At 64.9% G+C, this 13,868-nt stretch carries 12 protein-coding genes and 2 pseudogenes; 9 read left to right on the top strand and 5 right to left on the bottom strand.

The window, feature by feature from the left end:
• Positions 1 to 108: 108 nt before the first annotated feature.
• Positions 109 to 258 carry a hypothetical protein gene (locus RS901_RS34435; protein WP_316155092.1) on the top strand — a complete coding sequence of 50 codons (150 nt, stop codon included), beginning with the start codon at positions 109 to 111 and terminating at the stop codon, positions 256 to 258.
• Between the two features lie 155 nt (positions 259 to 413).
• On the opposite strand, the pseudogene RS901_RS38970 reads toward RS901_RS34435, so the two are convergent.
• Both RS901_RS38970 and RS901_RS34430 read right to left on the bottom strand, forming a co-directional pair.
• A pseudogene (locus tag RS901_RS38970) lies at positions 414 to 572 on the bottom strand (LysR substrate-binding domain-containing protein); the annotation flags it as partial.
• A 517-nt stretch (positions 573 to 1,089) separates the two neighbouring features.
• Positions 1,090 to 1,584 (bottom strand): DNA-binding response regulator, encoded by a 495-nt coding sequence (locus RS901_RS34430; protein WP_316155091.1) that lies wholly within the window; start codon positions 1,582 to 1,584, stop codon positions 1,090 to 1,092.
• A 364-nt stretch (positions 1,585 to 1,948) separates the two neighbouring features.
• On the opposite strand from RS901_RS34430, the gene RS901_RS34425 reads away from it, so the two are divergent.
• A complete protein-coding gene (locus RS901_RS34425; protein WP_316155090.1) occupies positions 1,949 to 2,356 on the top strand; it encodes a DNA-binding protein in 408 nt (135 codons plus the stop codon).
• A gap of 102 nt (positions 2,357 to 2,458) precedes the next feature.
• On the opposite strand, the gene RS901_RS34420 is transcribed toward RS901_RS34425, so the two are convergent.
• A complete protein-coding gene (locus RS901_RS34420) occupies positions 2,459 to 2,977 on the bottom strand; it encodes a DUF1697 domain-containing protein (protein ID WP_316155089.1) in 519 nt (172 codons plus the stop codon).
• Between the two features lie 606 nt (positions 2,978 to 3,583).
• Here RS901_RS34420 and RS901_RS34415 point away from each other — a divergent pair.
• From RS901_RS34415 to RS901_RS34405, 3 genes and pseudogenes are all read left to right on the top strand, one after another.
• Complete coding sequence (locus RS901_RS34415; RefSeq protein ID WP_316155087.1) at positions 3,584 to 4,234, top strand: response regulator transcription factor; 651 nt, start codon at positions 3,584 to 3,586, stop codon at positions 4,232 to 4,234.
• Positions 4,231 to 7,151 (top strand): annotated as a pseudogene (locus tag RS901_RS34410) (ATP-binding protein). Before RS901_RS34415 ends, RS901_RS34410 begins: the two are co-directional and overlap by 4 nt.
• Positions 7,152 to 7,621: 470 nt before the next feature.
• Positions 7,622 to 8,128, top strand: a complete 507-nt coding sequence (locus RS901_RS34405; protein ID WP_316155085.1) for a YMGG-like glycine zipper-containing protein — start codon at positions 7,622 to 7,624, stop codon at positions 8,126 to 8,128.
• A 94-nt stretch (positions 8,129 to 8,222) separates the two neighbouring features.
• On the opposite strand, the gene RS901_RS34400 is transcribed toward RS901_RS34405, so the two are convergent.
• Positions 8,223 to 8,669 (bottom strand): hypothetical protein, encoded by a 447-nt coding sequence (locus RS901_RS34400; protein ID WP_316155084.1) that lies wholly within the window; start codon positions 8,667 to 8,669, stop codon positions 8,223 to 8,225.
• Between the two features lie 268 nt (positions 8,670 to 8,937).
• Here RS901_RS34400 and RS901_RS34395 point away from each other — a divergent pair, with 268 nt between their 5' ends.
• Genes RS901_RS34395 through RS901_RS34380 form a run of 4 tightly spaced genes read left to right on the top strand, consistent with a single transcriptional unit; the run spans position 8,938 to position 12,426 of the window.
• Entirely contained in the window at positions 8,938 to 9,267 is a 330-nt protein-coding gene (locus tag RS901_RS34395) for a hypothetical protein (protein ID WP_316155083.1), read from the top strand.
• Positions 9,268 to 9,320: 53 nt separating this feature from the next.
• Positions 9,321 to 9,815, top strand: a complete 495-nt coding sequence (locus RS901_RS34390; protein ID WP_316155081.1) for a DUF3302 domain-containing protein — start codon at positions 9,321 to 9,323, stop codon at positions 9,813 to 9,815.
• On the top strand, positions 9,816 to 10,994 hold the full coding sequence (locus tag RS901_RS34385; protein WP_316155080.1) for an HlyD family secretion protein: 1,179 nt from the start codon (positions 9,816 to 9,818) through the stop codon (positions 10,992 to 10,994).
• Positions 10,995 to 11,040: 46 nt separating this feature from the next.
• Complete coding sequence (locus RS901_RS34380) at positions 11,041 to 12,426, top strand: efflux transporter outer membrane subunit (protein ID WP_316155079.1); 1,386 nt, start codon at positions 11,041 to 11,043, stop codon at positions 12,424 to 12,426.
• Positions 12,427 to 12,489: 63 nt separating this feature from the next.
• Here the strand turns inward: RS901_RS34380 and RS901_RS34375 are convergent, their stop codons facing one another.
• The gene (locus RS901_RS34375) at positions 12,490 to 13,188 is read right to left on the bottom strand and encodes an alpha/beta hydrolase (protein ID WP_316155078.1); all 699 of its coding nucleotides are present in this window, start codon (positions 13,186 to 13,188) and stop codon (positions 12,490 to 12,492) included.
• Between the last annotated feature and the right edge of the window lie 680 nt (positions 13,189 to 13,868).

Genomic DNA, 13,868 nt, shown 5'->3' with positions numbered 1-13,868 from the left:
CGGTGTCCGAGAGCAGGGTGCCTAAGATATTGCCAATTAGATCGATGCGAACATCGATACCGGCCATTGCTAATGTGCAATCTCCGGGGATGCCAGCAGCCCTGTGGCGTGGCTGACGCTCGCATATTCGACTTCAGCGTGACGGCACGTGAATCCAAGCACACCGGCGCGGCGGTCGACGCCTTCCACATCGCTTGCGCGCCCGAACTGGTTGCAGGCGAGCGCTTCCTCAGGCGAGTGTGGCCAGTGCCTGTCTGATCACGCCAACCCTGAGCCAGCCTCGCTATTGCTTCTGGCGCCGTGGCCCTCCCTCGATCGTTCAGAAGCAAGTCGAGATACTCGGTATCCATATACCCGGCGAAACCGATATCCATCTGATTAGCGGCTGCTAGCTGAAGGACATCAAGTGAGGAATGGACGTCTAGCGAGACGATCACGCCAGGACGAGCCAGTGAGAACCGCCGAATGCTTTCGCTGAGGAAGCTCGACCCCAGCGTCCTTATGGAAACGATGCGCAGTGTGCCAATGCGTACGGACTTGAGGTCCTGTGCGACCTGCTCGATCTGTTCCATACCCTGATAGAACCGATCCACTTCTCGAAAGAGTCGCTGCGCCTCAGCGCCAGGGATGAGGCGGTTGCGGCCGTATTGGAAAAGACGACTCGTCCCTCCTTGTCCAGAGCGAAGACCGCAAGGCCAAGTTGCTCCATCACTTCGGTCCCCAGCGCGGCGTCCTGGTGCAGAACCCTGGCGTCCTGCCAAAGGTTGATGGCGCGATGGAGATGCGGGATCAGACTGGCTGCCGTGTTTCTCTCCGCGTCGGTATAGGGTTTTCTTCCTTTGTTGCGAAGTAGCCCCAGGAGGGTTTCGCTTCCTCCGGGCCGCGTAAGCCGTGTTCCCATCAGATAACGGTGTCCGGAAGTCGGGAGCTGGAAGTCCTGGTAGAACTCGCTCCGAGCCACGTCCAGGTCGCTGATGTGGTCTTGGCAGGCAACAAGTGCTCCTGCGGGTGCCCGCTGGACCAAATCGCGCCGCGGATCCCGCTATAAGTGTGCCGTCGTTGCCGGCAGCCCGTCGCCGTGTGAACGGCTTAGGCGAGCACGTGGAACGGACGTTGGGAGATTACGGGCCCCGCGTCTTGCCCGGGCGGGGCTTCGGCAGAGGACGGAAGCTGCAGCAGCACGCGCACGTCCCGTTCGACCGTTGCGAGCGAAGCGGACCTGGACAGGGAGCGGGCAAACCGGCCGTCGAGGCCTGGCGGCAGACGCAGCCACATATTGTCCGAGACCAGCAGCAGGCGCCTTGGCTTCAGCACCAGGCTGGCCAGGCGCAGCAGGTGCCAGCCGTCGGCAAGATCCGGCGGCATGCCGAACACAAGCAATGCCGGAGCCGGCAGGCGCGCATTGCGTGCCGCCAGGGCGTTCGTTTCCACGGTTTCCACCCGGCCAATGCCCGGCATTTCTCCGAGCAGGCGCATGACTCCGTGCCGGTACACCGGCATGTCGTCGATCACCACGGCATGTGCCTCGCGGCTGCGTCCCAGGACTTGCTCCCAGGCGGCCGCTCCACGGTTCGTCCAGCGCATCCTTGTCTCCTCCGGTTTCCCGGCGTTGGCTTCGTGGCCAGCGCCCTGCACCAGAACCAGCAAGGGCAATGCCAACTCTGGCAAGGCAGCCTCATGCCATCGCGCGCAAGCGCGGGAGCCAGGCCCGCTGCGGGTTTCCGGGAGGTCGACGCAGACCTGCCGGCCTTTGCGGACGACTGGCAGCCGCGGGGAGGTGTTACGTGTAACGTAACGTGTTACGTGACCGACCCCGGCCGGAAGCTGGCGGCTGTCGAAACCCTCGTGCCGCGCAGAGCACGACGCCAATGAGCGAAAGCTGGTGCTCAATTGCGATTGGTCTCAATTCGCCTTAACCTGTCACGTAGCCCCAACCTGGAGCCGCGTGATGCAAGCACATCCCTTACGCCTCTCTCCCGGCAACGATCTGCGTGCCGCACTTGAAGACGTGCTGAGTCAGCTCAAGCTGCATGCGGCCTTTGTCATCCAGGGCATCGGGAGCCTCAGCGTTGCCCAATTGCGATTTGCCGGGGCCGAAGACCCTACCGAACTGCGTGGCAACCTGGAAATCCTGACGCTCGCCGGATCCCTGTCGCCGGATGGAGCGCACCTGCACATGTCGGTTGCGGACTCGCGCGGTCGGGTGTTCGGTGGTCATGTGGCACGCGGTTGCACGGTCCGTACAACCGCGGAGATATTGCTGGCGCTGCTTCCCGAACATCGTTTCGCCCGCGAGTACGACCAGAGTTCAGGATTCATGGAGTTGGTGGTACGGAACGAGCCGCCGCTGGAGTAGCCTCGAAACAACTCCCGGGCAGCGGGTGGATGAATGAGGTTTTTCGACTGCGGATTCAACCAGTCGGTGCGAGTGTTCGGGCGACCGCCTTACGCATGAGGCCTATGCCCTGGCACACTTGATGACCGTATCGAGCGTACGAGTGGTGATGTCCTTCCCGAACGAGCGTTCGAGCAGGCTCATGAACACCGGGCCCTTCTTCGGGTCGGGCACGTAGGCGCTGAAGACCTCCGTGGCACTGGCCTTGACGATGCTTGCGCCGTCGCGCTCGATGGGCAGCTTCACGTCTGGCGGCACCGGGCTGCGGAGAAAGGTGACAACCCGCTTGGCCGACGGCGCAAGGCTGAGCTCGGCGAAGGGGTCCGAGTCGATGAGGTCCTGGAGATAGCGGGCCGGCCGGACGAAGGTGTCGAAGCTGCGGCCCAGTTCAGACTGCATCGCCTTCTCGGCACGCCGCTCCAGGCTGGCCAGTGACGACGATCGCGCGTCGAACACGACATTGCCGCTGGAGAGCAGGGTTCTCACTTCGGAGAAGCCCGCCGCCTCGAAGCAGCGCTTGAGTTCGGACATCCGGGCGTTCATCGGGCTGACGCCGCGAAGAAAGGCAACATATCGGGACATGGCTATCTCGTGATTGCTGGCGAACCGCCACACAGCTTGCGGTCGATGGTAAATGCAGGGCGAGGCTCCACCGCAGCGGCTGGTCAATGATAGACGAGCGCCGGCTAGCGGTTCAGCCCACGCCACGTGTCGGCGCATGAAACCTGCGTTGTTTGCCGGATGCCCCCCGCGGCCGCGAAACTGCCGCCGATGTTGCCGCCTTGAACTCCAAGGGCGGCCCACTACTGCGTTGCTATGACTAGCACGCCTCCGGCGACGGAACCTGGCGGCACATGGCGTGCCAGGTCCCCGCTGTCCATCAATCCTGCAGGCCGCTGTGGCACGGCTTACCTGGACCGGGGCGTCACCCAAGACGCCGACGGCACCGTCAGTGGTTTGTGGCCTATGCGCCCCCGTGGGACGATCAGTCAAGCAACTGACCCGATTCGTCAAATGGGCGTGTGGGCCAGTTGATACAATCGCGAGCCCTATGCAGGCTGGTCCCCCGGCTGGTCGCGCCACCCCGATTCATTCATTGTGCCTCGCCTCAAGGCCGGACCATCCATTGCAGGCTGTAGTAGCAGATACCCTCCCGGAGCCGATCCGGGGTGTGGAGAATTAACGCGCATGCCACCACGTACCATCTCCGCCGTGATCGCGGACGATCACCCGGTGATTCAACTCGCCGTCAAGACCACCCTGAGCGAGATCCCGAATGTCCAGGTTTCCGCGATGTGCGCTTCCGGCAGGGAGCTGTTCGCTGCCCTGGAGGCGCACCGGCCCGATCTCATTGTTACGGATTTCACAATGGGACGTTCCGAAGAGAGCGATGACGGACTTCGCCTGATCCAGCGACTCAGGCAGTCCAGCCCCGATACGCCGATTGTCGTCTTCACGATGCTGACCAACGGCGGTCTGCTCACGCGCATCCAGGAGACCGGTATCGCCGGCATCGTGGGGAAGAACGAGGACCCAGGCATCCTGCGGCAGATCTGCATTGATGCGATCTCCGGTAAGGGCCTGCGCTTGTCGCCGGGGGTATCGGCCAGGATGTCGAGCGCCGGCGCGCTGGCAGGGGCAAGCGCCAGCGCGCTGTCTCCGAAGGAGATCGAAGTCGTGCGGATGTTCGCCGCGGGAAGCACCGTCACCGCAATCGCCGGATACCTCCACCGCACGCTGGCAACCGTGGCGACACAGAAGCGCTCGGCCATGCGCAAGCTGAACATCACCAGCAACGCGGACCTCGTCGCGTACGCGCGCGACAACGGTCTGACTTGATGCAGGGCACGTTCGAGCCGTCGCCCGACCTCCGCGCGGTTGAGCGGAATCTGCAGCGGAACGGCGGGTCTTCTCGCTGGTGATTGTGCTGCTGGGGCTGCTGGCCGTCGCAATCGCCGCCACGGGCGTGTTCGTTCGGCTCAATGGCTCGCTGCGCGCCCAGGAGCAGGTGGCCCGCCTGTATGAGCAGGGTGTCGTCGATGCCGTCCTCGAACGCCGGAGCACACTGGCCGCGAGCAACCTGATCCTGGAGCTGCGTGCCAACGGCACGCTTGCGCTCTCACCAGGCAGTCAGGGCGGCCTCTGCACGCAGGTTTTTCCGTCCGCGCCGGCAGACGACGTGCTGCAGCAGAGCTGCGACCAGTCGGTCGGCACGCTGATTGCCGCCAGCCGGAGGCCGTCGATCGAAATGATCTCGATCGCCAGCGGTGCGACGTATCGTTATGAATTGCCCGATGCACCGGGATCGGCAGCGCGGCCGACACCGCCGCCGATGCCGCCGGCACTCATCACCAGGACGATCCTCGATCGCTTCCGGAGCCGCGATATCGATGTTCTGCAGGCCGCGAGGGAAAAACGCGTCGAATGGCTGGGCGTCCCGGCCAGTGCGGCAGGCACCGATCCGGAGATGGTTGGCGCATCGCTGGTCGCGAAGGGCGACACGCTCTACGCGGTCGTGCTGACACGCATCCCGCTGCACGAGCTACTGCGGCCTGCCGGACCCAACCTGTCGATCCCCGAACCGATCGTGTTCGACAGTCTTGGCACGCCGCTGGTCGCGGCCGGCGCACGGGCCAACGCGCAGCACCTGGATGCCAGGCTGGAAGCGCGGCCGGACGGAATATTCCACTGGGTCCCGGACTATGGCTGGGCAGTGCGCCGCCCGCCGCTCGTGGCGGATTTCGGGCACCTGATCTTCGCGCTCCCGATCGGGCATCAGATTCGGGAGATGGCGGAGGAACTGATTGTCATCGGCGCAATCACAGCCGTGCTGGTTGCATTGCTGTTCGCGATCTACCGCTACTGGAACTATCGCTTCCTGACCGGCACTTATGCGGAAGCGGCGCGTGCGCAGCGGCTCCTGCATGAAGCCCGGCTCGCGACCGAAGCGGCCGCCGGGGCCAGGGTGGCATTCTTCGCGTCGATGAGCCACGAGATTCGCACGCCGCTTGCCTCGCTGCTGGGGAACATGGAGCTCGTCGCGATGGGGGCTCTGGAGCCGGAGCAGAGGATGAGGGTGGGCGCGATGCAGGTGTCGGCCGAGGGGCTGCTGCAGATCGTCAACGACGTGCTCGATTTCTCGAAGATCGACGTGGGCGCATTGAGCATCGAGGTACAGCCCGTATCCGTCACGGAGCTGCTCGGCCGCATCGCGATCGCCCATGCCCCGCTTGCCGCGCAGCGCGGACTGAGCTTCCTGGCGGTGTACAGCAGCCGCATTCCCTCGCAGCTCGATCTCGATCCCGTGCGCCTGACCCAGATCGTCAACAACCTGCTTGGCAACGCGTTCAAGTTCACCCAGGCGGGCAAGATCGTCCTGCGCGCGCAATGGCTGGAAGGGAATCTGGAGATCGTCATCGCCGATACCGGCATCGGCATACCGGATGAGTACCAGGACCGGCTCTTCCAGCCGTTCTCCCAGGTCGCCGACAATCGGATCGCCCAGGCGCGGGGAACCGGGCTGGGCCTGTCGATCTGCATGCGGCTGGTGGAACGGATGGGTGGCCGCATCAAGCTGGACAGCACCCTGGGCGTGGGAACGCGCGTCACGGTCCGTCTGCCGCTGGGCGTGTCCGACGCGGTGCCGCCCCCGGTGCGCCCAGGCTTGCCGCCGAACCGGACGCTGGTGCTGTGCCGCGAACCCGAGTGCATCGAGGGATTGCTGAACCATTTCGACTGGGGCGCGCGCCAGCCGTCGGCGCGCGCAAACCTGGATGAGCCCGTGGATGCAGACAGTTATGACTGCCTGCTGGTGACCGAGGCATTTGATCCTGGGCACGTCATGGCCTGGTGGCCGAAGCCGGCCTCGGTCGTCTGGCTGAAGCAGTTGGGGCCGCTGGTTGCGACGACACGGCCGGATGGCGGCCGCGAGGTCTCCAGCTATAGCCTCGCAGGCATCCATGCAGCAGTGCTGGCCGTCATCACCGGAGCACAGCCACCGAAGCGGAGCGAGGAAGGCGTTGTCGGGCGCCTCACATCGCCGCTTGCGGGCCACTCCGTGCTGATCGCGGAAGACAACTTGCTGAACCGGAATCTGCTGCGCGACCAGCTTCGTGCACTGGGCGCGAGCGTAATCGTCGCGGGCAATGGCATCGAGGCCATGGCGGCACTGAGGGAGAACCGCATGAACGCGGTCCTGACCGATATCGACATGCCCGTCATGAACGGCTTCGACCTGCTTCGGGAAATGAGGCACGCCGGCATCGACATCCCCGTCTACGCCGTGAGCGCAAGCGCGCGGCCCGAGGATGTCGCCGAAGGGCGGGCGAGGGGATTCACTGGCTATCTGACCAAGCCGGTGTCTCTCGCCGCGCTGGCGTCGGTTCTTGCACACGGTGACGATGGCGTGGGCCATGAGGACGTGGAGCAGACAGCCGCATCGCCCGGTGACGATGATCTCCCCGAGTTGCCACGGATTCCTGCCGGATATGTCGAAGCATTCCTCGCCCAGACCGGAGCGGATCTCGACAAGTACGACGCGATTCGGGCTGGGCGGGACGTGACTGGGCTGGCGCAACTGCTGCACCGCATCGCGGGCGGCCTGGCGGTCGTCGGGCCGTCAGAACTGGCCGCGCTGTGCGAAGACCTGCGCGACTACGCCGCCGATGCGGACGGCTGGGACGACGAGATCGAGCTTCAGTCCGCGTATATCGCACAAAGCCTCAGGCAGTTGTGCCAATGCCTGTCCGCTGCCTAGTCCACTGAATCACTGAAATCGGTCGGTGCCTGCCATGTCATGCGGGCACATCGCGTCGTTGCAAATGCTCGCAATAGCCGTGCTATTGCTGCGCTTTGCGCCTAGCGCTGTATCCCGCACGACATGTCCTTCACCTCCCATTTCAATGATTCAGTGGACTAGCAGCATTGCCGGCACGCCGGCCTGGTTCTTTCTAATTCCTATGATTGCGAACGCGCCGCTGCGCAATCAGCATTGAGGGGACGGGTACTGGCCGTCTTGCAGGCACCCGTCTTGGGTATTTCCCCAGGCAAGACCTCGCAGTTTGCCCGCCTCCCCGGCGGGCATTTCTTCCTTGGCCAGGGACAAGCGGCGCAGCGTCGGCTGCCACCGCCGGATGTCGTCACGCCTGGGCGTGCGCCGGTATCACCGGGGCATGACGGACCGACGCCCGTGGGCGCCCCGGACCTGGCACCTCATCAGGAGAGTTCATGAGCAATCGTCCAGACTTTGCGCTTGCCGCGTGTACGGCATTCGTTCTGGTGTCGGGCGCGGTACCCGGCACGGCCGCAACGGCGCGGGCTCAGACCATGCTGCAGAAGCCCTACGCCTATCCGGCGCGAGGGCAATCGGCGTATCAGCAGACCAATGACGATGGCGCCTGCTACGGCTGGGCCAGACAGCAGACCGGCATCGATCCGTACCGGGTGGCAAGCACGCCGGTTCCGGTCATCGTGCCCGGTGGTGAGCGTGTACGCGGCGCGGCGGGCGGGGCTGCCGCTGGCGCCGTGGCGGGCGCGATCGGCGGCGACGCGGGCAAGGGCGCCGCGGCGGGCGCGGCAGTCGGAACCATCGCGGGTGGCGTGGCGCATCGCCAGCAACGCCGCCAGGCCGTTGCCGCCAGTGCTCAGGTGCAAGCCAGCAATGACTGGGCCATGACGTCGTACTGGCAAGCCTGGCGGGCCTGCATGACGGGCCGCGGCTACTCGGTGCAGTAAGCGCTGTTGTCAGGCGGACCGTGCTGAGATGGCCGGTCCACGGTGGCTCAATGCGCCAGCCTGTGGAGCCCTGCAATCCTGCAATCGCGATCCACTACAGAACAGCACAGGCTTGCGCGGTGGCGGTGACGGTCACGCTCACTCGCGCATCCTCGCGCAACAGCACGCACAGGTAGCCGCCCGTCAAGTCGTCGGGGCGGGGATCCTTCGGCCACAGGGGCGGAAGCGGCACCGTGGAGGTGTGTTGCGCACCGGCGCCGGCATCGTTCCAGGTGATTGCAATGGGTCGCTCGGGCTTCTTGCCGAGGAAGCAGAACGAAGGCGTGGATTGCGATTGCCGCAACGCGGGCCCGGTCTCGCAATGGCCGGCGCGCACCGCCAGCACATCGTGATCGGTGCGATTGACGGCGACGAGCTTCGTCCATGGCCACGGCTCCTGGAACGGGCTCAAGGTTTCGGCGGTTGGGATTGCGCACCCGGACAGGGCGCTGGCGGCTGCGACGGCGACGAGGCCCGCAACGATAGGGGAAACAGCATTCATTGGGCTCTGCGGGTCGGGCGAGCCTGGACTACACCCGAACGATGTACGACGGGGAACAGGGTAGGTCGGTCACGCTGTGGGGGCTATCAAAGGAATTCGAAAAGCGCCGCCGTACCGAGAGCGGATCAATGCCGCGCGCCCGCACTTTCGAAGTTCTTTGATAGCCGCGACCGGCCCGCTGCCATAAGGTGTGGGCCTCATCGAGACGTGACCGGCGGCGCCGGTGCACGTCGTCGGCATCCGAATCCAATCGAAGGAACCTGCAGACATGATCAACAACTGCCGCTCGGCCGTCCGGGCCTTTGGCATTGCGCTGCTGATCGCGGGCGCCGGGCAAGCGTATGGGCAGCTCCCGCGCGGACTGGAGTCAAAAGGTCTGCGAGATCGGCCCGATGCGTGCGCGCAAGCCGGACTTGCCTCGAAGCCCGCGGTCTGCCGCGCTGCCAGCGAGCCCGCCAGCAGCAAGTACAACCTTCTGTACGCCGACGCTGCGCCAGCGGACGAAGGCGAGGACGAATCACCATCCCACCGGCACGCGGGACACGCGCGCGATGACGCCTACCGGGGCGGCCCGCGCAACGAGGCAACCGGCGCCTGACCGGCCGGTGCATTGTGCAATCGAGCGCCAACGCTCCATCTCAAAACAATTCGATGAAACTGCGCCCCTATCTGTTGGCGGCCATCGGCCTGCTGGCATCGAGCGAACCTGCTTTCGCATCCGCACTCAGTGGCAAGGCCCTGGAGACCGCGGCCAATGCCATCTCCTGGGTGGTTCTGTTCTTCGTGCCGGTGGCAGGGGTCTACCTGTTCTGGATGCTGCATATCTGGCCCGAGAAAATCGCACATCGCAAGCGCCATCCGCAAAAGGAGGCCATCCATTCGCTATGCCTGTTATCGCTCTTCTTTGGGGGCTTGCTGTGGCCGCTGGCCTGGCTCTGGGCGCACACGAAGCCCGTGTTCTACCGGGCCGCGTACGGCACCGACAAGGCACCGGAAGACGATGACGCGCCAGGCCATGACAAGGTGCCGTCGACGCAGGTAGCGGGACATGGAGTCTCTTACGGGCCGAGGAGCATCGTCACCCTGCGGGCATCCACGACGATGGACATCGCCAGCGGCATGCTCGCCGGAAAGGAGCGGATCTGAATGGATGCGCTGCTGCTTGGTGTCTACGCGCTCGCCGTCTGGCTGATTTTCTTCAAGTTCAGATGGCTGCCTTGGAACACGACGTCCATGGTCATCGTGTTCACGATTCCCGTGGTTGCGATGACGATGCTGGTCCTTACGCTCAACGTGGTGGCCCCGTCTTCCCATGACGTGCGGGTGGTGGGCAAGGTCCTGCAGGTGGTGCCACAGGTCCGCGGCCGCATCGTCGAACTGCCGGCCGAAGGCAACCGGCGCTACAAGAAGGGCGATGTGCTGCTGCGGATCGATCCGACCCCCTATCAGGCCTCGGTCAGGCAGCTCGAAGGCAGGCTGATGGCCGACGATGCCGCGCTGGCTGAAGCCGAGGCATCGGCGCGCCAGCTCAGCGAATCGGTGCGCGGCGCGGCCGGACGGGTCAGCACTGTGCAGGCCAGGCTGTCGCTTGCCCGCCAGCGGGCCAAGGAGCATGACGCACTGCTTGCGGCGGGGGCCGGGTCAAAGTTCGACCGGGAAGATGCATTGACCCGCCAGCGTGAACTGGAAGGCGAGCTGGTCAGCGCGCAGGCCACCGAGGATGAGGCCCGGCAGAAGCTGTCGGCCAGAAGCCAGGGGGAGTTTGCCGCCATTGCAACGGCACGCGCGAAGCGGGCGGAGACCGAAGTCATGCTCGAGAACGCCAGATGGGAGCTTGAGCAGACCGTCTACCGGGCGCCCTCCGATGGCAAGGTCGTGAACCTGCAGGTGCGCGTGGGCACCATGCTCGTGCCGTTCCCGTTCTCGCCGGCGTTCAGTTTTGTCGAGGATTCTCAGGAGGTTGTTGCCTTCTACAACCAGAACGAGCTTTACAACGTCAAGGAGGGCGATCTCGCCGAGATCTATCTGCCGACGAATCCGGGCGAGATCATCAAGGCGAAAGTCAATTCGATCGTCTGGGCACAATCACAAGGCCAGATTGCGCAGGGCGGCATGATCCCGAACACCGGTGCCACCGATGTGGTGCCGAACCGGTTCGCGGTCAAGCTCGATCTGCGCGACCAATCCAGCGGGCTGATGCTTCCGGTTGGGGCAGTCGGAGCGGGCGCGATCTATACAGAGCATATGGAGATGTTTCACATCATCCGCATGGTCTTCCTGCGCGTCAGTTCCAAGCTGAACTACCTGGTGTTCAAGCTTCACTAGGTTCACTCGATTTGCGATTTGCCAGAGATCTGGAAGAGGGAAGTCCGTGTCGTCGTTTCAACTGAAAAAGACCTTGCTGCTGGCGCTTCCGGTCGCCATGCTTTGCGGCTGCGCCCTGCAGACACCGCCCGAGGGCGCTGCCCTTCGACGCCAGGCCGTGCCGGCGCTCGAAGGACAGGCCACGTGGGCGAACGCGGCCACGGCCGGCGCCGCCGCCAATGGCTGGCTCGCGACCTTCGACGATGCCGGGCTGCAGCGGCTGGTGCGGGAAGCCATTGCGCACAACGGCGATCTCCGGCTGGCCGCGGTGCGCGTGCAGCAGGCGCAGGCGCTGGTCGCCATCCAGCGCAGCGGTCTGCTTCCGAGCGCAGGCGTGAAGGGCAGGGCGGGCAATTCAGAAACGCAGATCCTATCGATCGGCGCGAGCTGGGAGATCGACCTCTGGGGACGCATCCGCGCCCAGTCTCGCGCCGCGGAATCGCAATATGCGGCCACGAGGGACGATTATCTCTGGGCCCAGCGCGTGGTCGCGGCGACCACTGCCAGGGCATGGTTCACGCTGATCCAGAACGCGAAGCTGGAGGATCGACTGCGGCAGACCGCCGCCATTCAGGATGAACTGGTGCGGATCACCGGCCAGCGCGTCGAGATCGGGGTGGCGCCGGAGACCGAGCTGCTGGAAGCGCGCAATGCGCTCCGCGCGCAACGCGACGCGATCGGGAAAGCCGAACAGGCCCGAAGCCAGGCCGCGCAGGCGCTGGAACTGCTGCTGGGCCGCTATCCCGCCGGAGAAATCGCGACCGGGCCGGAACTGCCGGCCATGCCCCCGGCCCCGGCTGCGGGCTTGCCGGCGAACCTGGTCGGGCGTCGGCCCGACCTGACAGCGTCGGCGCACCGTGTTGCGGCGGCCTTCGATATGCGGCAGTCGGCGGAGGCGGCGCGCCTGCCGCGCATCTCCATCAGCGCAGCCATCACCGGCATCCGGAGCGACGTGTTCCTGCTCAACCAGGCCGGCAGCCCGATCAAGGGACTAAATGGTTCCTTCCTCGCACCGATCTTCACGGGCGGAGAGCTCAAGGCCAGGGCGGACTACTACAGCGCCGAAGAGAAAGCCGCCCTGATCGCCTATGGCAACACCGCGCTGCAGGCACTGGGCGAGGTGGAGGCGGGACTGCAGGCCGAATCCGGTTATGCCGAGCGCACCAGGCAACTGCGGGAGCGGGTGGATGAAAGCCGTGTACTGGTGCAGCGAGAGGAGGCGCGCGCGGGCATCGGCGCCTCGGATACGCGGAGCGTGCTGAAGCAGCGGCAGGCACTCGTGGCCGCCGAGATGGATCTCGTCAACGTGCAGGCCGACCATCTTAACCAGCGCATTGCGCTATTGTTGGCGTTGGGTGGTGATTGGAAGGACGAGGCAGGCGCCGGTGCATGAAGGGCTTGTGCTCGCCTCCAGATGAAAATTCTTGCACCAGAGGACAAGCAGAGTCGGCAGTGGCTACGCCTTGATGGCCTCGCATGCCGCCTCGTCGATCAAGGCCGCGACTTCTGCTGCCTTTGACGCCAGCGAAGCATGGCTTGCCGCCAGGGTCAGGACTTTCCTGGCATTGAGCCGGGCCGCCATCTTCTGCTGGTTCTCCGGGGCGATCATCCGGTCTTCGCTGGAGACCTGGTACCAGGACGGCTTCTTCTTCCACGCCGGCGCAGTGATGGTATCGCCAAAGGTGCTGGCAAGCGGCGCCTTCTGCGTGACCGCCATCACCAGGGCTTCGTCCGGCGACAGGTCCTGGCAGAAGCTCTCATGGAACTTGTCGGGGTTGAGCCACAGGTAGCCATCGCTGTCGGGCACCAGGTTCGGCGCTGCGGCAGGAAGATGCTGCTGCGTGATTGCGCCGGGGCTCTCTCCCGCGTCGGGAGCAAAGGCCGCGATATAGACAAGCCCGACCACATTCGGCTGGTCACCCACCTGGGTAATCACGGCGCCGCCGTATGAATGCCCCACCAGCAGGACCGGGCCTGCCTGCTGGGCAATCATCTTGCGGGTGCGCTCGGCATCATCAGCCAGCGAGGTCAACGGGAGCTCCACGGCGCGCAGGGACGTATAGCCCTTGCGTGCCAGCTCAATGATGACGTTGCGCCAATGCGCGGCGCCGCCCCAGAACCCGTGCACCAACACAACCGTAGGCTTGTTGCTCATGACCTGGACTCCTGTTCGTGGATGAATACGGCTCGCCGATCATGGCGGCACGCCGAGGGTCTTCGGCGGAGCGGCCCGTGCTTCAACCGATGCCACGACGGCTCGGCCCGGTGCCCCATACGACTATAGGAACAATGATGCGGCCAAGCGAGCTCATATTCGTGAGCCTTGGCATATGCGGGAAAAGGCACCTTTGGCAGTAATGCCGTTCAGTTAACCACTGTCGTTCCCGCGCAGGCGGGAACCCAGTGACTTCAGAAGACGCTGGATTCCCGCCTGCGCGGGAATGACGGTGGGGCTTGATACCTTAACTGAACGGCATTACACCGTTGGCAGGCTTCTTAGGCGGCTTCTTTCAGCTCCGCCAGCACGCGCCGGCCGGCGACCAGTTGCTGCGCCACTTCGGCCACGCGGGCGCCCAGGTGCTCGGCGGTGCGCAGATCGGCCAGCGGCGGCGCCCACCTCGGCGCTCACATCCGCATCGGACTGCGCGGCGGCGCCCAGGAAGAAGCCGTGGCGGTTGAGCGTGTCTTCTGTCGACTTCGGGTTGTTGTGGCCCGGGGGCAGGCCCGGGTTAACCCAGCCGGCACGATCACATCGGCTCGAAGTCATGCTGTTTGCAAGGGACACACTGTCTCGATTCACGGTATTGGACCTGCGGATGCGTGCCAGACTTGCTG

Source organism: Cupriavidus sp. BIC8F, from assembly GCF_032465815.1.
In the GTDB taxonomy this organism is placed as follows: Bacteria; Pseudomonadota; Gammaproteobacteria; order Burkholderiales; family Burkholderiaceae; genus Cupriavidus; species Cupriavidus necator.
The sequence above is the reverse complement of the archived record's forward strand: the minus strand, read 5'-3'. Positions and strand labels throughout refer to the sequence as shown.

Bases quoted from the DNA above. Each gene is read 5' to 3' on its own strand.
- RS901_RS34430 (WP_316155091.1), bottom strand. From the start codon at position 1,584: ATGCGCTGGACGAACCGTGGAGCGGCCGCCTGGGAGCAAGTCCTGGGA.
- RS901_RS34425 (WP_316155090.1), top strand. From the start codon at position 1,949: ATGCAAGCACATCCCTTACGCCTCTCTCCCGGCAACGATCTGCGTGCC.
- RS901_RS34420 (WP_316155089.1), bottom strand. From the start codon at position 2,977: ATGTCCCGATATGTTGCCTTTCTTCGCGGCGTCAGCCCGATGAACGCC.
- RS901_RS34415 (WP_316155087.1), top strand. From the start codon at position 3,584: ATGCCACCACGTACCATCTCCGCCGTGATCGCGGACGATCACCCGGTG.
- RS901_RS34405 (WP_316155085.1), top strand. From the start codon at position 7,622: ATGAGCAATCGTCCAGACTTTGCGCTTGCCGCGTGTACGGCATTCGTT.
- RS901_RS34400 (WP_316155084.1), bottom strand. From the start codon at position 8,669: ATGAATGCTGTTTCCCCTATCGTTGCGGGCCTCGTCGCCGTCGCAGCC.
- RS901_RS34395 (WP_316155083.1), top strand. From the start codon at position 8,938: ATGATCAACAACTGCCGCTCGGCCGTCCGGGCCTTTGGCATTGCGCTG.
- RS901_RS34390 (WP_316155081.1), top strand. From the start codon at position 9,321: ATGAAACTGCGCCCCTATCTGTTGGCGGCCATCGGCCTGCTGGCATCG.
- RS901_RS34385 (WP_316155080.1), top strand. From the start codon at position 9,816: ATGGATGCGCTGCTGCTTGGTGTCTACGCGCTCGCCGTCTGGCTGATT.
- RS901_RS34375 (WP_316155078.1), bottom strand. From the start codon at position 13,188: ATGAGCAACAAGCCTACGGTTGTGTTGGTGCACGGGTTCTGGGGCGGC.